This window comes from Kitasatospora sp. NPDC091207, from assembly GCF_044768625.1.
In the GTDB taxonomy this organism is placed as follows: Bacteria; Actinomycetota; Actinomycetes; order Streptomycetales; family Streptomycetaceae; genus Kitasatospora.
This window is the reverse complement of the sequence record NZ_JBIVVS010000005.1, coordinates 33,223-55,862: the sequence shown is the minus strand read 5'-3', so window position 1 is coordinate 55,862 and position 22,640 is coordinate 33,223. Positions and strand designations below refer to the sequence as shown.

Annotated in this window: 2 protein-coding genes (1 of these 2 running past the window's edge); both read left to right on the top strand. The window is 74.8% G+C overall.

Translation table 11 applies throughout. From position 1 onward, the window contains the following. On the top strand, nt 1–8,631 hold the 3' portion of the coding sequence (locus ACIQTO_RS11865; RefSeq protein WP_402386381.1) for an SDR family NAD(P)-dependent oxidoreductase. Its footprint begins 1,578 nt before the window's first position; the window shows 8,631 of its 10,209 coding nt (coding positions 1,579–10,209); its start codon lies beyond the left edge, outside the window; it ends in the stop codon at nt 8,629–8,631. Further along, nucleotides 8,628–22,640 carry an SDR family NAD(P)-dependent oxidoreductase gene (locus tag ACIQTO_RS11860; protein WP_402386379.1) on the top strand — a complete coding sequence of 4,671 codons (14,013 nt, stop codon included), beginning with the start codon at nt 8,628–8,630 and terminating at the stop codon, nt 22,638–22,640. The genes ACIQTO_RS11865 and ACIQTO_RS11860 overlap by 4 nt, the downstream gene beginning before the upstream one ends.

Below are 22,640 nucleotides of genomic sequence, written 5' to 3'. Positions count from 1 at the left end.
TTCCACCTGACCGCCCGACAGGCCGACCTGATGGACCCCCACGAGCGGCTCTTCCTGCAGACCGCCTGGGAGGCGGTGGAGGACGCCGGACACTCCCCGGAGAGCCTGGGCCGTCAGACCGACGGCGCGGTCGGCGTCTTCGCGGGCGCGATGTGGAACGACTACCAGCTCACCGGGCTCGACCGGCTGCGGGACGGCGCGCCGGAGGTCGCCGGGTCCTGGGCCTCGTCGCTGGCCAACAGGGTCTCCTACGCCTTCGACTTCCAGGGCCCGAGCCTGACCGTCGACACCGCCTGCGCGGCGTCGTCGACGGCCCTGCACCTCGCGGCCGAGAGCATCCGGCGAGGTGAGTGCCGCGCCGCCGTGGTGGGCGGCGTCAACCTCTCCCTCCACCCCTACAAGTACCTGCGCTTGGCCGAGTTGGGTCTGCTCTCCGCCACCGGCCGGTGTCGCCCGTTCGGCCGGGACGCCGACGGCTACGTCCCCGGGGAGGGCGTGGGCGCGGTGGTCCTGCGGCCACTCGGCGACGCGCTCGCCTCGGGCGACCACGTGTACGGCCTCCTCCTCGGCTCCGCGCTGCGGCACAGCGGGCGCACCGGCGGCTTCTCCGTTCCCAGCCCGGAGGCCCAGGCCAAGGTGGTGTCCGCGGCCCTCGCGGACGCGGGCGTGCCGGCCGCGACGATCGGTTACCTGGAGGCTCAGGCCGGCAGCACCACACTGGGCGACCAGATCGAGATCGAGGCACTGACGGCGGTGTACGGGCCGGCCGGAACGGGAGCTTGTGCGCTCGGTTCGGTGAAGAGCGGCATCGGCCACTTGGAGGCGGCGGCCGGGATCGCCGGGCTCACCAAGATCCTGCTCTGCCTGCGGCACGGGACGATCCCCGGGATCGGCGACATCGGGGAGCTCAACCCGGGGATCCGGCTCGACGGCACGCCCTTCCGCCTGCCCCGCAGCACCGAGCCGTGGCCGGCTCCGGTGGATCCGCAGCACGGAACGCCGCTTCCACGCCGGGCCGCCCTCAGCACCTTCGGTGCCGGCGGGACCAACGTCCACCTGGTGGTGCAGGAGTACGAGGCCGCGCAGGCCCAGCGCCCCGCCGCCGGCGCCGAACGGGTCGTCCCGCTGACCGCGCGGACCGAGGAGCAGCTGCGCCGACAGGCCCGCCGACTGGCCCGGCACCTGCGCGACCACCCGGAGCGACACCTGGACGACGTGGCCCACACCCTGCAGAACGGCCGCCGGCCGATGGAGCACCGGCTCGCCGTCGTGGTGCACGGTACGGACGAACTCGTGGCGCTGCTGGAGGACTTCGCCGCCGGAGGCCCGGCGCAGACGGTCCATCGCGGCCGGGTCCTCGGCCGGGGCCCTGCCGGTCCGGCCCCCGAGGGCCTGTCGGCGGACGAGCTGGCACGGCGGTGGACGGCCGGCGGCCCGATCTCCTGGCCGCCGATACCGGGCGCCCGCCGGGTGCCGCTGCCCACGTACCCCTTCGAACGGACACGCCACTGGGTGGGCGGGTCCGCGACCGCCACCGGTGGCACCGGGCCGGACACCCGTCTCTACGCGCCGCGCTGGCAGCCGCAGCCGCCGGCCGGCGCCACGGACCGGTACGCCCGGGCCGTGGTGCTCGCCCTGGACACCGACGAGCAGCGGGTGGCCGACCTGCGGGCACGGTGCGGCCGGCTGATCCAGGTGCGGCCCGGCGTGTCCTTCGCCCGGGTGGCCGAGGACTGCTACGAGATCTCGCCGACCGACGACACGCAGCACCGGGAGCTGGCTCGCGAGTTGCGCGAGCGGGGCATGGAGCCGGAGGCCGTACTCCACCTGTGGGCGCTGCGCCCCGGCGGCGCCGATCCGGTCGCGGACACCGGCGGGCTGCTGTCCGTGTTCTCGCTCGGCCGGGCCTGGCTGCTCGGTCGCCGCGAGCCGCTGCCGGTCCTGCACGCGTACCTCGCGCCGGACCGGGAGCACCCCGCCCAGGCCGCCGTCGGCGGCCTGGCCCGGAGCATCCGGCTGGAACAACCCGCACTGGCCCTCACCACGGTACGGTTCACCGCCCTGCCGTCCGCCGAGGTCCTGCTGGCGGAGGCCGCCGCCTCGGTCGGAGGCCCGACCGAAGTCCGCCACACGGCCGAGGGCCGGTCGGCGCTGGCGTTCGCGCCGCTCGCCGCCGCGCCCGGAGGGCCGGCGACCCCGCCGGCCCGCGACGGAGGGGTCTACCTGATCAGCGGGGGTGCCGGCGGGCTCGGCCGGCACACGGCCGGCCTGCTCGCCGAACGCGCGGACGTCTCCGTCGCACTGCTCGGACGCTCCCCGGCCGGCCCGGCGAGCGAGGCCGCCGTCGCCGAGCTGGAAGGGCTCGGTGCCCGGGCCCTCTATCTGTCCGCCGACGTCACCGACCACGCCGCCGTGGAACGCGCGGTCGCCACGGTCGAACAGCGCCTCGGTCCGCTCACCGGTGTGATCCACTGCGCGGGCAGGGTCGACGACGGACTGCTCGTCACCAAGTCCGGCACGACGATTGCCGGGGTGCTGGCCCCGAAGCTGTACGGGGCCGTCCACCTCGACGCGGCCACCCGCTCCTGCTCCCTCGACTACTTCCTGCTCTACTCCTCGGTGGCGTCGGTGCTCGGCAACGAGGGCGCCACCGACTACGGTGCGGCCAACCGCCACCTCGACTCCTTCGCGGCCTGGCGCGAGAGCCTGCGTCGGGCGGGCGAGCGCAACGGCCGGACGATCGCCGTGAACTGGCCGCTGTGGCGGGACGGCGGGATGCGGATCGCCCCGGCCGCCGAGGGCCCGGTGCTCGCGCGGACGGGCGCCCGTCCGTTGGAGACCGCCGAGGGCCTCGCCGCGTTGGAGGCCGCCTTCCGTCTCGACGAGAGCCAGGTGGTCGTGCTGCACGGCGACCTGCCCAGGCTGGAGGAGCGGCTCGGCGTCGTGCCCGGGCCGGAGCAGCGGCGCGGTGTCGCGGGTGGCGACGGCGGGGAAGTAGGCGCGCCGGATCGCGGCCTTCCGCCCGCCGACGGACCCGACCTCGCGGAGCGCGCACTCGATCTCCTCACCCCGCTGCTGCGGTCGGCGCTCGGTACCCCGGAGGCGGACACCGCGCACCTGCACGGCGCCGGATTCATGGCACTCGGACTGAGCTCGACCGGGGTGGTGGACCTCGTCGACCGGCTGGCCCGAACGCTCGGCGTGGAGCTGCGGCCCACGGTGCTCTTCCGCCACCCGGACGCACGCTCCCTGGCGGCCCATCTGGCGGCCGAGTACCCCTGGGCGGTGAGTGCGGCGCCGGACCTCTCGGTCTCCCCGGTGCCGGCACCGTCCGCCGTACCCGCCGTGACAGCGACCGGCCGCGAGGGCGGGGAGCAGCCGATCGCCGTGATCGGGATGGCCGGACGCTTCCCGGGATCCGACACCGTCGATGGTCTCTGGGCCGATCTGCTGGCCGGCCGCGACCTGGTCACCCCGGTGCCCGCGGACCGCTGGGACCACGGGCTGCACCACGATCCCGAAGGGCTGCGGCCCGGGGGTACCGACTGCGGCCACGGGGCGTTCCTGAGGGACGTCGCGCGGTTCGACGCCCGGTTCTTCGGCGTGCACCGGGCCGAGGCCGAGGGCATGGATCCGCAGGCCCGGCTGCTGCTGGAGGTGCTCCACGAGGCGGCCGAGGCCGCCGGTGTGGCGCCTGAGCTGCGCGGCTCGCGGACCGGGACCTTCGTGGGCCGGTGCTTCAACGACTACGAGGACGAGATGCTGGCCCGGGGCCTCGCCCCGAGGGCCCACGACGTGACCGGCACTTCGGTCGCGATGGCGGCCAACCGGCCCTCCTACGTCTTCGACCTCACCGGTCCCAGCCTGACCGTCGATACCGCCTGCTCCTCCTCGCTGCACGCCCTGCACCTCGCGGTCAACGCGCTGCGCCGAGGCGAGTGCGACATGGCCTTCGCGGCCGGCGCCAACCTGATCCTCAGCCCGCAGCACTACCTGCGCAGTTCGGCCCTGGGCGCGTTGTCGCCGTCGGGCCGCTGCCACAGCTTCGACGCCCGCGCGGACGGCTACGTGCCCGGCGAGGCGGTGGTGGCGGTGCTGCTCAAACCGCTCGACCGGGCTCGCGCCGACGGCGACCCGGTCCATGCGGTGATCAGGTCCGTGGCCGTCAACCACGGGGGCCGGGCCGGCTCCGCGACGGCGCCGAACCCGGCCCGCCAGACCGAGCTGCTGCTCCGGGCCTGGGAGGAAGCCGGCATCGACCCGCGGAGCATCGGTCTGCTGGAGGCCCACGGCACCGGCACGGCCCTGGGAGACCCGATCGAGGTGGAAGGCGCCGTCGAGGCCTTCCGGCGGCACACCGACGCCGTGGGCTTCTGCGCCCTCGGCACCGCGAAGGCGCACCTCGGCCACACGGAGGGCGCGGCCGGCCTGGTCGGGGTGGTCAAGGCCGTTCAGTCGCTGCGGCACCGTCTGCTGCCCGCGATGCCGGACTTCCGGACGCCGAACCCGCATCTCGGTCTGGACGGTGGCCCGCTCTACATCAACACCGAGCCGGTCCGCTGGGAGGGGGCCCTGCAAACACCGCGCCGGGCGGCCGTCAGCTCGTTCGGGTTCGGCGGTGCCTACGCACACGCGGTGCTGGAGGAGGCCCCGGAGGCCGAGACCCCGCCGCAGGTGCGCGGGCCGCTGTTCTTCCCGTTCTCGGCGTCCGACCCGGACCGGTTGCGAGCGCTGGTCCGGCGGCACCGGCACTTCCTGGCGGCGCGGCCGGAGCTGCGCCCGGACCGGGTCGCCGCGACGTTGTGCCACGGACGCGCTCCGATGGCGGCCAGGTTCGCCGTCGTCGCCGAGTCCCTGCCGGAGCTTGTCGGCCGGCTCGACGCCTTCCTGCGCGGGGACTCCCGTCCCGGCACGGTGGTCGGTGACAGTGAGCCGGGCGAGGCCGCCCGTCGCTGGGTCGAGGGTGGGCAGGCGCTGCCGGCGTCGCCGCCGGTGCGTACGCCGCGGTTGTCGATGCCGACGCACCCGTTCGAGGGTGAGCGCTACTGGTTCGACGACGTTCCCTGGTCGGTGGCGGGAGCGGACGGGCCTTCGCCCGACCCGGCCCCGGTGGCAGCGGACGACCCGGCTCCTGTGCCGGCCGTCGCAGCAGCCGCCGACGACACGGGTCACGTGGTCGAGAGCACGATCCGCTTCGTGGCCGGCTCCGGGTTCTCCGGGCAACGGCTGTCGGCCGGGATGGACCGGCTGGACGAGCTCTTGCGGCGCTGGTGCTCCGCGCTGCTGGCACCGGAGGGCCGTACGACCACCGCGGCCGAACTGCGGTCCGGGCTAGCGGACCAGGAGCGTTTCGGCCGCCTGGTGGACGCACTCGCGCCGCTGATCTCGCGCGCGGCGCGGCCCGGAACCGCCCCGGCGGCGCCGCAGTTCACGGCCGAAGCGGCCGCGCTGGCCGCCGACCACCCCGAACTCGCCCCCTGGCTGGACCTGGTGGCGGTCTGCATGCCGCGGCTGCCGGAGATGCTCGCCGGCATCGTGGATCCGCTGGAGGTGTACTTCGCCGGCGACAACCCGGACCTCCTGCTGCGCATCTACGACGGCAATCCGGTGGCGGACCACCACAACGAGATCGCGGCCAGGCTGGTGGCCGCCCAGGTGGCGGCCGTGCGTCGGAGGCGGCCGGACGGACCGGTCCGGATCCTGGAGATCGGCGGTGGCACCGGCGGTACCACCCGGAGGCTGCTGGAGGTCCTCGCCGAGCACGGCCCGGGCGTGGACTACACGTTCAGCGACGTGTCGCCGGCCTTCTTCCCCGCCGCGCGCGCCCGCTTCGGCCAGGCTCCCGCCTTCGTGACGAAGGTGCTCGACCTGGACATCGAACCCGAGCAGCAGGGCTTCACCCCGGGCTGCGCGGACGTGGTGGTCGCGGCGAACTCGGTGCACGCCACCCGGTGCATGGCCGACAGCCTGGCCCGGATCCGTCGCCTGCTGGCACCCGGCGGAGTGCTCGTGCTGGAGGAGCTGGTCCGCAATCGGGACTGCATGACCGCGATGATCGGTGCGCTGCCGGGCTACTGGGCCGCCACCGACCAGGAGGTGCGCCTCCCGCATTCGCCGTTCCTCGACGTGCCGGGCTGGCGGGCCGCCCTCGCGGCCCAGGGCTTCGAACGGACCTGGGCCCTGGGCGCACCCGACCTGGCGGAGACGGAGTTCGACAACGCGGTGCTGTTCAGCCGGGTACCCACGACGGTGGTGACGCCGGTCGAGGTCGGGGCGACCGAGGCGGCCGAGCCCGAGCACGTGGCGCCCGCGGTGGTGCCCGGGCCGCCGGCCGACCGGTCCGGTAGCGAGCAGGGCGTCCCGGCGGCCGTCGCCGACGCCGCCGAGGTCGGCGAGCTGCTGCGGCCTGTCTTCGCCCGCTTCTTCGGTCTCCCCGTCGACGACGTGGACGTGCACAGCCCGTTCGACGCCTACGGAATGGACTCGTTGAGCGCGATCCAGCTGGCCCGCACACTGGAACCCACCTTCGGCCGGTTGCCCAAGGTGCTGCTGTACGAGCACCCCACCATCGCCGCTCTCGCGGCGCACCTGGCCGAGCACGCCCCGGTGCCCAGTACCCGGTCGGTGGCCGCGACCACGGTGCAGGCGGGTCCGGCCGCGGAGGTCGAGCCCGCTCCGCACGACTCGGCCGTGACCTCGGTCCGTGTGCGCGAGGACGACCCGGTGGCGATCGTCGGCATGGCCGGCCGGTTCGCCGAGTCGCCCGACCTCCGCACCTGGTGGCACAACCTGCGGGACGGCGTCGACCTGGTCACCGAGATCCCCGCCGACCGCTTCGACTGGCAGGAGGTGTTCGGCGACCCGCACCGGGCACGGGGCACCGTGAACAGCCGCTGGGGATCGTTCATCGACGGCGTGGACCGCTTCGACGCGGAGTTCTTCGGCATGACGCCGCTGGAGGCGGAGCTGATGGACCCGCAGCAGCGCCTCATGCTCCAGACCGCGTGGCACGCGGTCGAGGACTCCGGCCACAGCCCCGCCGAACTGCGCGGCAGCCGCACCGGGGTGTTCATCGGGGCGACGTCCCGCGACTACGACTGGCAGCTCCACCGTGCGGGCCGGCACCGGGAGGCACATGTCGTCAGCGGGAACGGACACTGTCTGATCGCCAACCGGATCTCCTACCAACTCGATCTGCGCGGCCCCAGCGAAGCCGTGGACACCGCCTGCTCCAGCTCCCTGACGGCCCTGCACCGCGCGGTCCGTTCGGTGCGGTCCGGCGAGTGCGAGGCCGCGATCGCCGGCGGTGTGCACCTGTTCCTGACCGCCGACCTGTTCGTCGCCCTCGGCCAGCTCGGCGTGCTGTCGCCCGACGGTCGCTGCGCCGCGTTCGACCGGCGGGCCAACGGAATGGTGCGCGGCGAGGCGGTGGTCGCGGTCCTGCTCAAGCCGTTGTCACGGGCCCTGGCCGACGGCGACACGGTGTACGCGCTGGTGCGGGGCAGCGGTGTCTCGCACGGCGGCGGCGGCCACATGGACTCGCTGATGATGCCCAACCCCAACGCCCAGGCCGACCTGATCGCCTCGGTCCACCGGGAGGCCGGCGTCGCCCCCGAGACGATCGGCTACGTCGAGGCGCACGGCACCGGCACCGAGATCGGGGACCCGATCGAACTGCGCGGCCTTCGCAAGGCGTTCGCCGCCTCTGCCGGACGGCCCGAGAGCGAACCGGTCGAGCCGTGGTGCGGCATCGGCTCGGTCAAGTCCAACGTCGGCCACACCGAAGCGGCGGCCGGCCTCACCGGTGTGGTCAAGACCGTCCTGGCCATGCGGTACGGGCTGCTCCCGCCCACCCTGCACTTCACCGAGCCCAACCCGCTGCTGGACCTCGACGGCAGCCCCTTCCGGGTGGTGGACCGGCTCACCCCGTGGCCGTCCGGCGCGGGCCCGCGCCGGGCCGGGGTCAGCGCCTTCGGCCTCGGCGGCACCAACGCCCACGTGCTGCTGGAGGAGTACCGCGCCCCGCGTCCCTCGGTCCCGGGGCCGACCGGGCCCGAGGTCGTCCCCCTCTCGGCCCGCACGCCCGAGCGGCTCCGCGACCAGGTGCGCCTGCTGCACGACTTCCTGGCCGCGGGGGAGGAGGACAGGGCGGTACCGCTGGACTTCGCCGCGCTCGCCCACACCCTGCGGGAGGGTCGGGACGCGATGGGTCACCGCCTGGCCGTGGTGGCCCACGACCTCGCGGAGGTGCGGCTGCTGCTGCGCGGGCACCTGGCGGGCGAGGCCGACGAACGGGTGGTCACCGGCCGGGTGGGCCGGCCGCGGCCCGCCGGTCCGGACGGGGACCTGCCCGTCCCCGAGGATCCGTACGAGGCGGCTCGTGGCTGGGTGGGCGGTGGTCCCCGGTGGCGCCGCCCGACGGACGGCCCGCCACCGCGCCGGGTCCCGCTCCCGGCGTACCCGTTCGAGGCCCGTCGGCACTGGGCCGACGTCGTTCCCCCGTCGCCTGACGAGCCCTCGCCCGGGGCCTCGACGCCCGGGCAACCCGATGTTCCGGAGCTGCTGCGGGCCCTCCAGGAGGGCCGGGTCTCCGTCGATCAGGCCGAACAGTTGCTGGAAGGTGTGCTGTGATCCCCAAGTCGTTCCGGCGGGACATCCTCGACCGGGTGCGCCGCGGCGAGCTGACCCCGGCGGAGGCCGCCGCGCTGCTCACCACCGCGCCGCCGCTGGTGTTCCTGCGGCCGGGGTGGGAGGCGCGTCCCGTGCCGCCATCGGCCGGAGCCGGAGCCGGAGCCGGAGCCGGAGTCGCGCGAGGCGTGCTGATCGTCGCCGACGGCGAGGTCGCGGTGCGGGTCCCGGACGGCGCCGTGCTGGTGCATGCCACTCCCGGCGCAGGCCTTCGGAGTGACGGCACCGGCCGCTTCCGGGTGGGGACGGACGAGGACGCCGGCTGGGAACGCCTCTGGGGCGAGCTGGAGCGCGGGGGCGTGACGGTGGAGCGCGTCGTCCTGGTGACGTCGGGCGGTCCGCAGCAGTGCCTCGACGCCGTGTACCCCCTGGTGCGCACGCTGATCCGGGGCCGGATCGGCGAGCGACCCCGGGTGGCCCTCGTCGCCTGCGGCCCGGACCAGGCCCAGTCAGCCGACGCCTTGGGGGGCTTCTGCACGGTGGCGGCCCGCGAGGACCGCCGGCTGAGGATGGTCGCGGTCGGTTGCGCCGACCCGTCGGCCGATCCGGTGCCGCTCGCGCTGGCGGAGCTGGCCGCGGCAGAGGAAGCCGCCCTGTGCCAGGTCCGGTACGACGACGCGGGCCGGTGGGTCCGGGCGCTGCCGGCCGTCGAACTCCCGATGGACACGCCGCACCGTCTCGCCGACGAGGCAGTCCACCTGGTGACCGGTGGCGGTGGCGGGATCGCCCTGCGGCTGGCCGAGCTGCTGGCCGCCCGGTCCCGGGCCAGGCTGGTGCTGCTGGGGCGTTCCGAACCCGACACCGCCCGGCGCGCCGCCTTCGCCCGGATCGAAGCGGCGGGCGGCCTGGTGCGCTGGAGCCGGGGCGACGTGACGGTCCCGGAGGACGTGCGGCGGGCCGTGACGCTGGCCCGTTCGGAGTTCGGACCGATCACCGGGGTCCTGCACCTCGCGGGCGTCAACGAGGACGCGTACATCGTGAACAAGCGGCCCGGCGCTCACCGGAGGGTGCTCGGCCCCAAGGTGCTCGGTGCCCGGAACCTGGACGAGGCCACTGCGGCCGAGCCGCTCGAAGCGTTCGTGCTCTTCTCCTCGATGGCGGGGTACCTCGGCCATGCCGGCCAGGGCGACTACGCGGCCGCCTCGCGGACGCTCGGCGCATTCGCCCGGGCCCGGGCGGAGGCCGTCGAGGCCGGTCGCCGTTCGGGCCGGACGGTCTCGGTCGGCTGGCCGCTCTGGGAGGGCGACGGGATGGCACTGGCCGCGGAGGACGCCAGGGCCGTGGAAGAGCTCCAGGGCATGACGGCGATGCCCGCCGGAACAGGGCTCGACGTCATGCTCGCCGCGCTGCGCGCCGGCGAGCCGGAACTCCTGGTGGTGCATGGGGACCGGCAGCGGATCCGGGAGTTCGTCGACGGGCGGACCGCGCCGGGGCCCGGACGGTCGGACCGTGCCGAGCGTGCGCCGGCGCCGGCCGACGGGCTCGCCGAGGCGGCCCGGGCCTTCGTCGCCGGTGTGATCTGCGGGCTGACCGGGATCGAGCCCGGGCTGTTCCGGGCTGACCAGGAGTTCTCCACCCTGGGCGTGGACTCGGTCATGATCAAACGGATCTCGGTGGCGCTGGAGGACCGCTTCGGCGAGCTGCCCGCGACGTTGATGTTCGAGTACCGCTCGGCCGCCGAGCTGGCCGGGTACCTGGCCGAGCACCACCCCGAGCCGCTGCGGGGCATGGCGGGGCCGGCGGCTACGAGCGGCGGACCACGGCGTTCGGTCCGGACCGAGGCCGCCACGACCGTCGTCCCGGTCGGTCCCGCCCCGGAGCCGGTGGCCGAGGACGCCATCGCGATCGTCGGCATCGCGGGCCGCTACCCGGGCGCCGCCGACCTGGAGGCGCTCTGGGCGGCGCTGCTGGCGGGGCGCGACCTGACCGGCGAGATCCCGGCCGACCGCTGGGACAAGGAACGCTGGTTCGACCGGGGCGAGCGCCGCCCCGGCAGCAGCTACGGGCGCTGGGGCGGCTTCCTCGACGGCGTCACCCGCTTCGACTCGCTGCACTTCGCCATCGCGCCCCGAGAGGCGGAGCGGATGGACCCGGCCGAGCGGCTGTTCCTGGAGGTGGCCTGGTCGGCCATCGAGGACGCCGGCTACTCCCGGACGCGGCTGCACCGGACCACGGCCGGTGAGGACGGACACGCCCTGGGGGTGTTCGTCGGCACCACCGGGATGGCGTACGAGCTGGTGGCGGCCGAGGAGTGGGGCAAGGGCAACCCCGTCCCGGCCTACTCGATGGAGTTCTCGCTGGCCAACCGCCTCTCCTACCTGCTGGACGCGCACGGGCCGAGCATCGTCGTCGACACGGCCTGCTCGGCCTCCCTCACCGCGCTGCACCTGGCGTGCGAGAGCCTTCGGCACGGCGAGTGCCGGATGGCCGTGGCCGGCGGGGCCTATCTGAACCTCCATCCGATGAAGTACGCGATGCTCGCCGAGCAGCGGATGATCTCCGCCGACGGTGTCTGCCGTGCGTTCGGCGAAGGCGCCAACGGCTTCGTGCCCGGTGAGGGGATCGGCGCGGTCGTGCTCCGGCCGCTGGCCGACGCGCTCGCCGACGGCGACCATGTGCATGCGGTGATCCGGGGTACGGCCGTCAGCCACGGCGGCCGGACCAACGGGTACACCGTTCCGTCGCCCCGGGGGCACGCCTCGGTGATCCGAACGGCGCTGCGGCGCGCCGGCGTCGACGCCCGCCGGATCGGCTACGTCGAGGCGCACGGCACCGGCACCGAGCTCGGCGACCCGATCGAGATCGACGGGCTGACCCGGGCCTTCGCCGAGCACACCGCGGACCGCGGATACTGCGCGATCGGGTCGGTGAAGCCGAACATCGGCCATGCCGAGGCGGCGGCCGGAATCGCCGGGCTCAGCAAGATCGTCCTTCAGCTGCGGCACGGCACGCTCGCGCCCACGCTGCACAGCGAGCCGGCCAACCCGAAGATCGATTTCGAGTCGTCCCCGTTCCGGCTCCAGCGGACCGCCGAACCCTGGGCACCGCCCGCCGGCGGTGGTCCGCGCCTGGCCGCCCTCAGCTCCTTCGGCGCGGGCGGTGCCAACGCCCACGTCGTGGTCGAGGAGTACCGGGCGGCCGCGCCGCCGACCACGGAGCCCGAGCCGGGCGAGGAGCACCTCGTCCTGCTGTCGGCCCGGACCGAGGAGCGGCTTCCGGTCCTGGCCGCCAGACTGGCCGACCGCATCGACGCGGCCGACGCCCCGGCATCGCTGCGGGACATCGCCTTCACACTCCAGGTCGGCCGCGACGCCCTGGACCACCGGCTCGCCACGGTCGTCCGGAGCACCGGTCAGCTGCGTGACCGCCTGCGGCGGTTCGCCGCCGGGGCCGAGGACCCCGGGCTGGTCACCGGCCGCGCGGACCCGATCCGCCCGGGACCGGCCGCCGGGGCCGGCCCAGCGGGCTCCCGCCACGACTGGGACAGCCTCGGCCGGGCCTGGGCGGACGGCGCGGACATCGACTGGCAGCCGTTCCATCCGGTGCCGACCGCCCCGGACGCGCCCCGGGTGGTCCCGCTGCCCGCGTACCCCTTCGCCGGGCCCTCCCACTGGCCGGCGACCACGCCGCCCCCGCGAGGGACCGGCACCCGCCTGCCGGTGCCCGAGCCGTTCACCTCCCGCGCCGACGGGCCGTGGTCCGGGGACACCACCTTCACCGTCGTCCTGGACCCGGCGGAGCCGGTGGTCGCCGACCACGTCGTCGACGGGCGGCCGGTACTGGCGGGGGTCGCCCATCTCGAACTGGTCCGGGCCGCGGCGGGCGCCGCGACCGGCCGCCGGGTAGCCGCGCTGACGGACGTGCGCTGGCGCTCGCCCCTGGCCGTGACCGGCGCCGCCGTGACCGTGCGGGTGAACCCGGGAGGCACCTCGGCGGACATCGGCGTCACCGGCACGGGCGACGACCTGCACGCGACGGCCACCGCCCACCTCGCCGACGGGCCGACGCCGCAGCCGGAGCCGCTCGACCAGGCCTCGGTCCGGGCGCGGTGCCGGCGCGAGCGACCGGCCGGGCAGCTGTACGGCGACGCCGAGCGCCAGGGCCTGCGCTACGGCCCCTCCTACCGACTGGTACGACGGCTGCTGTGCGGACCGGACGAGGCACTGGCCGAACTCGCCCCGCCGCCCCGGGGATCCGCCCGGGGGTGGTGGCTGGAGCCGGGCATCACCGATGCCGGCCTGCACGCCGTCCAGGGTGCGCTCCCGGCCTGGCCACGGCCCGCGACCGTGCCGGCGTCCCTCGGCCGCGTCGACCTGTACGCACCCACCGGCACGGCCCGGTTCGCCCACGCCAGAGTCACCTCGGCCGACGAGGAACACGGCATCGTCCACTGCGAGGTGACGATCGCCGACGCACACGGCGCACCGCTGGCACGCTTCACCGACCTCGTGGTCGTCCGCTCCCGGACGGTGCCGGAGGAGGTGCCGTACTACCGGCCGGTCTGGCGGGTCGACCCGCCGGCGACCGCACCGCAGGTACGCCCCGCCGACGGGCCCGTGCTGGTGCTGACGGCCGGTCACGACCACGGTCTCGCGGACGCGCTGGTCGCCCGGCACGCCCCGCGGGCGCGCCGGGTCGACCTCGCGGGGCTCCGCGACACGGAGGCCTGCCGGGCACTGCTCGCCGGCGGGCCCGGGCCGGCCGCGGTGTACTTCCTCGGCGGCGTGGACCACCGCCGGTACTCGGCCACCGACCTCGACCACCTGGAGGAGACCCAGCGTGACGGCAGCCTGGCGCTGCTCCGGCTCGCCCGCGCGCTGGCCGAGCGACGACCGCGCGGGGCCCGGCTCACCGTCCTGACCAGCGACTCCCAGCAGATCGACGACCTCGTGCCGGCGGAACACCCGTTCGCCGCCTCGTTGCACGGGCTCACCCGCACCATCGCTCGGGAACTCCCGTTCCTGGAGGTCACCGGAATCGACCTGGCCGGCGCCGACCTCACCCGGCACGCCGAGGCCGGCGACTGGGACGCCCTGCTCGCCCTCATCGACGCCGAGCCGGCCGCCTCACCACCCACCGAGACCGCGCTGCGCGACGGGGCCCGCCTCGTCAAACGCCTGGAACCCGCCGTTCTGGACGAGCCCGAACCGGGGCGCCTCCCGCTGCGCCGAGGGGGCAGGTACCTGCTGGTCGGCGGCGCCGGCGGACTCGGCCAGGCCATCGGCGAGCACCTGCTGTCGGAGTACGGCGCCCGCCTGCTGCTGGTCGGCCGCAGGACCGTGGATCGTCTGCCCGAAGGGCTGCTCGACCGGCTGCGCCGGATCGGCGGAGAGGTCGACTACCTGTCCGGCGACATCACGGACCCGGAGGCCGTACGGGCCGCCGTCGACCGCATGCGGGAGCGCTTCGGCGGGATCGACGGCGTGGTGCACACCGCGTTCGTGCTCGCGGACCGCACCGTCGCACGGATGGACGAGGCCACCTTCCGGGCCGCCCTCGACCCCAAGACCCGTGGGACGGTCGCGCTCTGTGCGGCGCTCGGCGACGAGCCGCTCGACTTCGTCGCCTTCTTCTCCTCCGCGATCGCCCACACCGGCAACCCGGGGCAGTCCAACTACGCTGCCGGATCGACGTTCCTGGACGCCTACGGCCGCTACCTCCAGAGCAGCCGGCACTGGCCGGTGACCGTGTTCGACTGGGGCTACTGGGGCGAGCAGGGGGCGGTCGCCACCGACGAGCACCGCGAACGCCTGGCGAGCTGGGGTGTCCGGCCGCTCTCGGCAGCCGAGGGGGTCCAGGCGTTCCGTCGGGCCCTGGGCGGCGGAGTGGTCCAGATCGCCCCGCTGAAGGCTTCCGCCGCGCTGGCCGAGGCGACGCCGGTGGCCACCGGCGTCGTGCACCGGGCCGAGGCGGTGCCCAGGAGCCCCGTGGCCGAGCGGGCCGCCGCGGCGATCCGCCGGGCACAGACCGCCCACGGGGCACCGTTCGACTCCGGTTACCTGGACGCCGTCGACGCCTACGGTCGCCGCCAGGTGCTCCGGGCACTCGCCTCGACGGGCCTGCTCCGACGGTCCGGCGAGGACCACGACGAGGTGGCGCTGCGGACTGGGTTCGGTGTGACCGACCGGCAGCGACCGTTGTACGAAGCGCTGCTGGCCGCGATCGACCGCGGCGGCTGGATCCGGCGCTCCGGTGGGCGGATCGTCACCTTGCCGGGGCTTGACGAGGTCGTCGCTGGCGGGAGCGGGCCCTGGACGCGGGGCGCCCTGCTGGAGTCCTTCCCCCAGGCCGGACCGACGCTGGACCTGCTCGACGACTGCGTGCGGGCCCTGCCGGACGTCCTCACCGGCGCCCGCCGGGGACTGGACGTGCTCTTCCCCGGCGGCTCGGACCGACGGGTCGCCGCGCTGTACCACGACGACCCGCGCACCGCGTACTTCAACGCGTTGTGTGCCGCGGCGGTCCTGGCGGCGGTGCGGTCCGCCGATGCGGCCGGCGACGCACCGGTGCGGATCCTGGAGATCGGGGCCGGAACGGGCGGGACCACCCGGCCGGTCCTCGACGCCCTCGATCCGCTGGCCGACCGGGTGAGCTACACCTGCACCGACCTGGCCGCCACCCTGGTCGCGGGTGCCCGCGAGCGCTTCGGTGCCTCTCGGCCCCAGGCCGAATTCACCGTGCTGGACATCGCGGGCGACCTGGCGGAGCAGGGCTTCGGCGGTGCCAGGTACGACCTGGTGATCGCGACCAACGTCCTCCACGCGACGGCGGACCTGCGCCGCACCCTGCGCAACGTCGCGGCGCTGACCGCGCCGGGCGGCCTGTTGCTGCTCAACGAGGCGACCAGGGTGCTGGACGCCGTCACCGCGATCTTCGGCCTCACCGACGGCTGGTGGCTCGCCGAGGACGGACGGCTGAGGCTTCCCCACTCGCCGTTGGCGGGGCCCGGGGCCTGGCCCGCCCTTCTCGTGGAGGCCGGCTTCGCAGGGGTGTCCCGCCACGGTGTTCCGGGCCTCGGCGCCGACCAGGGGGGCCAGCACCTCTTCCTCGCCCGGCGCGGCTCCTGGCGGGAGCACCCCGTCCGAGTACCGGCGCGCGGGCCGGCCACCTCGTCGGACCCGGGTCGGCCGGACCGCGCACCGGCACCGGTCCCGGTGCCCGACAGCCTGGTCGCCAGGACCGTGGGTCACCTCACCGGCCTGTACGCACGGCTGTTGAGGATGCCGGTCGAGGAGCTCGATCCCTCGGCTCCGCTCAGCGCCTACGGCAGCGACTCGCTCACCACCATGGAGGCGGTCGAGCAGCTGGAGCGGGACCTCGGGCCGGTACCGCAGGGAGCGCTGCTCGGCGGCGAGTCCGTGACCGGCATCGCGGAGACGCTCGTCGCCCGGATCGGCGGGCAGCTGTCGGAGCGTCTGGCACCGCTCGAAGAACGAGTCTTCGTGCCGACCGATCCTCCGGCGGAAGCAGCGGCGCCCACTACGGAGTCGCGGAGCACCGAGCCGCGGGCCATCGAGCGGCAGACCCCGGAACCGCGAGCCAGCGAGTGGTACACCACCCCCCGGCCGGGCCCGGCCGGGGGCGCTCACGAGCCGATCGCCCTCGTCGGGATGGCCGGCCGCTATCCGATGGCCGCCCACCTGGACGCCTTCTGGGACAACTTGCTGGCCGGCCGGAACGCGATCACCGAGGTGCCGGCGGATCGTTGGCCGCTGACCGAGCACGACGATCCGACCGGCACGGACCCGACCCGCAGCTACCACCGTTGGGGGGCGTTCCTGCGCGACGTCGGCCACTTCGATCCGTTGCTGTTCCGGATCTCTCCGCGCGAGGCCGAGCGCATGGACCCGGCCGAGCGGTTGTTCCTGGAGACGGGATGGGAGGCGCTGGAGGACGCCGCCTGGCCGCCGGCGCGGCTGCGGGAACAAGCCGGTGGAGGCAGCCCGAAGGTCGGCGTGTTCGTCGGCGTCATGCACGGTGACTACCAGCTGCTGGCGACCGAGCAGTGGGGCCGCGGCAGGCGACTGCTCGCGCACTCGTCCCCCTGGGCGATCGCCAACCGCGTCTCGCACTGCTTCGGCTTCTCCGGCCCCAGCATCGCCGTGGACACGGCGTGCTCGTCCGCGCTCACCGCCCTCCACCAGGCCGCCCAGAGCCTGCGACTCGGTGACTGCTCCGCGGCGCTGGTCGGCGGCGTCAACCTGATCCTCCACCCGAGCCACCACCTGGGCCTGTCCGCTTCCCGGATGCTCTCGCACGACGGGCGGAGCCGGGCCTTCGACACCGAGGCCGACGGCATGGTCATCGGCGAGGGAGTAGGCGCCGTAGTCCTGAAGCGGCTGTCCGACGCGCTGAGGGACGGCGACCGCATCCACGCCTGCGTGATCGGATCGGCCGTCAACGCCGACGGTGGGCGCGAGGCCTACGCCGTTCCCAGCACCGAGGCGCAGGTCGACCTGATCACCACCGCACTGCGCTCCGCCGGGGTCGATCCGGCCTCGGTCCAGTACGTCGAGGCCCAGGCGACCGGTTCGCCGGTCGGCGACCCGGTCGAACTCGCCGCGCTGCGTGAGGCGTACCGGCGGGGCGAGAACGGGGTGCCGCTGGCGATCGGTTCTCTCAAGCCGAACATCGGCCACCTCGAAGCTGCCTCCGGAATGGCGCAACTGGCGAAACTCGTCCTTCAGTTGCGGCACGGCGCCGTCGCGCCGACGCTCGGTACCGACGGCCCGGCGACCGCGGACGACTTCTCGGTGGCCCGGCGCCCGACCCCGTGGCCGGAGCGCCCGGCCGGCGCGCCGCGCCGGGCGGCGCTCAGCTCCTTCGGCGCAGGCGGGGCCAACGCCCACATCGTTCTGGAGGAGGCGCCGCCCACGGAGACCGGGGCGCCGGAGGCCGAAGGCCCGGAGTTGCTGGTGCTCTCCGCCCGGCGCCCGGAGCAACTACGCGAACAGGCCCGTCTTCTGCGGGACTTCCTGGGGCGGGCGGCTGGACTGCCGCCGCTGGCCGACATCGCGCACACCCTGCGGGTCGGCCGGGAGCCGCTCGCCGCGCGCCTGGCCATGGTCGTGGGTGCCACTCCCGAAGCCGTCGAGGTGCTCGACGCCTTCCTCGACGGGCGACCGCACCCCCGGATGCTGACCGGCGCGTCCGCCGAGGACCGTCCGGCGCCCGAAGGGCCCACGAGCAGTACGACGAGTGAGGCGGAACTCGTCGAACTGGCCGCCGCCTGGGCAGCGGGTCGGTCCGCCGGACCGCTCCGGATCGACGGCGGGCCGCGCCGCGTCGTCTCGCTGCCGCACTACCCCTTCGCCCGCCGGCGGTACTGGCTCGACCTCTCCGTCGCCGACCCGGCCGAAGACCCCTTCCGGGCGCAGCCCCGGCCCACCGAGGAGTACCGCGTGACCGAACCGACCGAACCGACCGAACCGACCGAACCGACCGAACTCATGGCGCTGTGCCCGGCCCGGCAACCCGCGGGCCCGTCGGTCGATCAGTCGTCCGTCGAGCAGGCCGTCGTCGAGGTGATCTGCGATCTTCTGGGACTCCGGCCGGAGGACATCGACCTCGGTGACCACCTCAGCGACTTCGGATTCGACTCGGTGACCATGGTGCATCTCGCCGACCGGATCGCCGGGGAGCTCGGGGTGGAGATCGGGCCCGCCGTCCTGTATGGCTTCCGCGACCTCGCCGCCCTGATGGCCCATGTCGCCGTTGCCCGCCCCGAGGACGCGGCCGCACCGTCCGAACCGGTCCGGCCGGCCGCGCTCAGGCTGCCGGTGACAGCCGGGCCCATGGCCACGGACGCTCCCGCACCGGCGACCGCCCCGCTGTCGCCGAACTCTCCGCCCACGAAGCCGGACCGGGCGGAGTTCCCGGTACACCCTGCCACCGGCGCGGAGGCCGAGCCGGTCGCGGTCGTCGGAATGGCCGGAGCCTTCCCTGGCTCACCGGACCTGGACTCCTACTGGGCGCACCTCGTCGCCGGCCACGACCTGATCGGACGGGCGCCTGCCGATCGGTTCGGCGAGGATGTCCCCGGCTCGCCCCGCTGGGGCGGATTCCTCGACGGGGTCGACCGGTTCGACGCCGGCTTCTTCCGGATCAGCCCGCGCGAGGCACGGCTGATGGACCCCCAGCACCGGCTCTTCCTGCAGACCGTGTGGGCGGCGATCGAGGAGTCCGGCCACGACCCGGCCTCGCTGGCCGGAACCGCCTGCGGGCTCTTCGTGGGCGTCGCCTCCACCGAGTACGGCGAACTCGCCCGGGCCCGCGGCGCCGAGGCCGACGGCCAGTTGATGACCGGCAACGACCACAGCGTGCTGGCCAACCGGGTCTCCTTCCTGCTCGACCTGCGCGGCCCGAGCGAACCCGTCGACACCGCGTGCTCCAGCTCCCTGGTGGCACTGCACCGCGCCGTCCGGTCCATCCAGACCGGAGAGTGCGACCTGGCCGTCGCCGGCGGGGTCAACGTGATCCTGACCCCGACCGCCTTCGAGGCGTTCGACCGCTCCGGGATGCTCGCCGCCGACGGACGGTGCAAGGCCTTCGACCACCGCGCCGACGGCTACGTCCGCGGCGAGGGCGTCGGGGCCGTGCTGCTGAAGCCGCTCTCCCGCGCTCTGGCCGACGGTGACCACGTCCATGCGCTCATCACCGGCAGCGCCACCAACCACGGTGGCCGGTCGGCCTCGCTGACGGCTCCGAACCCCACGGCCCAGGCCGAGGTGATCGCCCGGGCACAGCGGCGCGCCGGTGTGACACCGTCGCAGATCGGCTACGTGGAGGCCCATGGCACCGGCACGGCGCTGGGTGACCCGATCGAGTTCACCGGTCTGTGCACCGCCTTCGGCTCCGACGAGAGCGGGCGGCGGCAGTACTGCGGTCTCGGCAGTGCCAAGACCAACGTCGGCCACCTGGAGACCGCCGCCGGCATGGCCGGACTGTTCAAGGTGATCCTCGCCATGCGCCATCGCATCCTGCCGGAGACCCTGCATCTGGAGCAGGTCAACCCGTTGATCGAGCCGGCCGGATCGCCGTTCTACCTGGTCGGATCGGTCCGCCCTTGGGAACGGATGTCGGACGCGGCCGGCCGGGAGCTTCCGCTGCGGGCCGGGATCAGCTCGTTCGGGTTCGGCGGGATGAACGCCCATCTCGTCGTCGAGGAGCCACCGACCGGGACCGCGGCCGGCGCCGACCGGGAACCGGCCGGGACGCAGGTGTTCGTCCTCAGCGCCCGTGACCACGAGCGGCTGCGCCACGCGGCCGGTGGCCTGGAGCGGTTCCTGCGCCGGCAGGAGCGTGAGGGCGGCCTGCGGACGCTGTCGCCGGCGGACGTGGCTCACACCCTCCAGGCGGGCCGAACCCCCTTCGAGGCCCGGCTCGCGGTGGTCACCGATTCGTTGGTGGAGCTCGCTGACGCCCTGCGTGCCCATGGCGAGGCGCAGACGCACCCGGGCCTGTGCATGGCCCCGCCCGGAGGTGCGGCGGCCGACCCGGACCTGTTCGCGCTCGCGGTCGAGCAGGCGCGCGCCGGCGAGCCGGGTCGGCTCGCCGGGCTGTGGACGGCCGGCGCCGACGTCGACTGGAGCGTGCTCCACCCGGAGCGGAGCCGTCGCCGGGTCTCGCTGCCCGGCTACCCGTTCGCCCCGGAGCGGCACTGGGTGGACGCGCCGGCCGAGCCCGTTCCGGTGCCGCAGCCGGCCGAGAGCGGGGTGCCAGACCCGTCCCCGAGGCACGTGCCCGAGGCGGCCGTGGTCCCTGCACTCCCCTCCGCGCCTTTCCCCATGCCCCTTCCCGACCCCGCCCCCGTCGTGCCCGCCCCCGCCGCGGCCGCCACCGAGGACCGGCTGGACGCCTTGCGCCGCCACGTCCGCGAGGCCGTTGCCGAGGGGATCGGGATTCCGGCCCAGGACATCGACCCGGCACGGGAGTTCGCCGGCTACGGCGTCGACTCCATCGGCGCCATGCGGATCATGCAACAGATCCAGGCCCGGTACGGGGACCACATCCCCATGGCGGCCATCCTGGAGTACCCGAGCGTGGACCGGCTGGCGGTCCACCTGGACGAGAGCTATGTGCTGCCCGACGAAGTCCCCGAGGACGGCGAGGTACCGCTGCCGCCGGAGGGCACACCGGTGCCTCAGCCGGAGCTTCCGGCACCCCGTGTCGTGGAGTTCCCCGGACCCGACACCGGTGTCCCCTCCTACTGCCTGTTCGGCGACACCGGTGAACTGACCTGGCTGCTCCACCTGAGTGCCCGTCTGGCCGAGACCGGCCCGGTGGTCGGCCTGGAGGCTCCGGGCTTCGACCGGGAGGGCGGCCCCGCGGGGGACGTCGAGGAGCTTGCCGAGCGCTGTGCCGCGGTGATCGCCGAACGGCACGGCACGGACGGTCCCTGCCGCATCGTCGGGCAGGGACTGGCGGGCCGCGTCGCGGCGGAGACGGTACGCGGCCTGCTCGACCGAGGCGTCGACGTGGCGGAACTCCTTCTCCTCGGTACCCCGGACCCGGCGCTCGCTCTGCCGCCGGAGAGCCGGGCCGAGGCGGTGGCAGAGGTCGCGGGCGTGTTCGCGGCCTCCTGGGGCGCACCGCCCGTACCACGAGCCGACAGCGGGTCGGCGCAGGAGCTCGCAGACCTGGCCCAGGGCGCGGCTCGGCACCTCGTCGCCCACGCCCCGCTGGCGGGGGAGGCGCTGACCCTGCTGATGCGGCGGGCCGCGCGCTGGCGGATGTTCATCCGTGCGGCGGTCACCGGCCACACGCCGCGCCCGCTGAGCGGAATCGGCGCGGGAGTCGTCGTCCGCGCGACGCGGGGGGTGACCGGCCGCCTCGGAGACTTCGACCGCTGGATCGCCCCGCCGCCGCTCGTCCACGACCTCGACCGCGAGCCCTGGACACTGGCGGGCCCGGAGGCCGTGGATGAGATCGCCGAGCGGCTGGCCGGCCGGAGCACGTCTACCGTGGCCGCCTCCGGCGCACCGTCGCCGCTGGTCGCGATCAACCAGCACGGCAACGGGAGGCGATCCGTCTGGGCCCACAACCTCTACGGGGAGGTCAGCTACGCGATGTACCTCTCCCGCCATCTGGGGCTGGGCAAGCCGGTGGTCGGTCTGGAGCAGATCGGCGCCGCGTCGCTGACCGTCGAGCCACGCGCCTACGACTCGGTGGGCGAGATGGCCGCCCACTACGTCGACGAGCTGCGCAGTCGGTTCCCCGGTGAGGCGTATCTGCTCGGCGGCTGTTCGTTCGGCGGAGTGCTCGCCTACGAGATGGCCCGCCGGCTGCAGCAGGCCGGTGAGGAGGTGTCCCACCTGATCGCGATCGACCCCATCATGCCCGGTACCGAGGCCTGGGACAGCGTCGACTGGGGCACGGTGACCGCGGTCGAGGCGGAGGCCTTCTCGGTGGTGATGCTCGGCAACGCGATGTGCCAACGGTGGGGCGTGACCGAGCAGATCAGGCTCTCCGACCTCGGCGGGCTCGATCTGGACGGGCAGCTGCGGGTGGTGGCCCGGCACATCCACGACCGCTCGCCGTCGCATCCCGACCCGGCGGTGATCACCCGGCAGATCCTGGTCCGCCACGAGGTGATGCTGCGCAACGGCGACCTGCTCCAGGACTACCGGCCCGAGCCGCTGCTCGCACCGGTGCCCACCACGCTCTTCCACGCCACCGAGGGATTCCTGGGCGAGGGGAACAGCAACGACCTGCCGGCCGTGCCGCGTGCCAGCTCCGACACCACCAACGGCTTCGCCGCGTTCGTGGGCGGACCGATCACCGTTCACGAGATGGCGGCCGACCACCACACCATCGCCCACAGCGAGAACCTGGAGCGGATCGCACGGATCCTCTCGCCTCTGCTGGACGACGGAGGATTCCCGGTCAGCCTGTTCCCGGCCTCGCTGTATCCGGCCGCGCCCAGGCCGGCCGGCCCGAACGGGAGCAGGTGA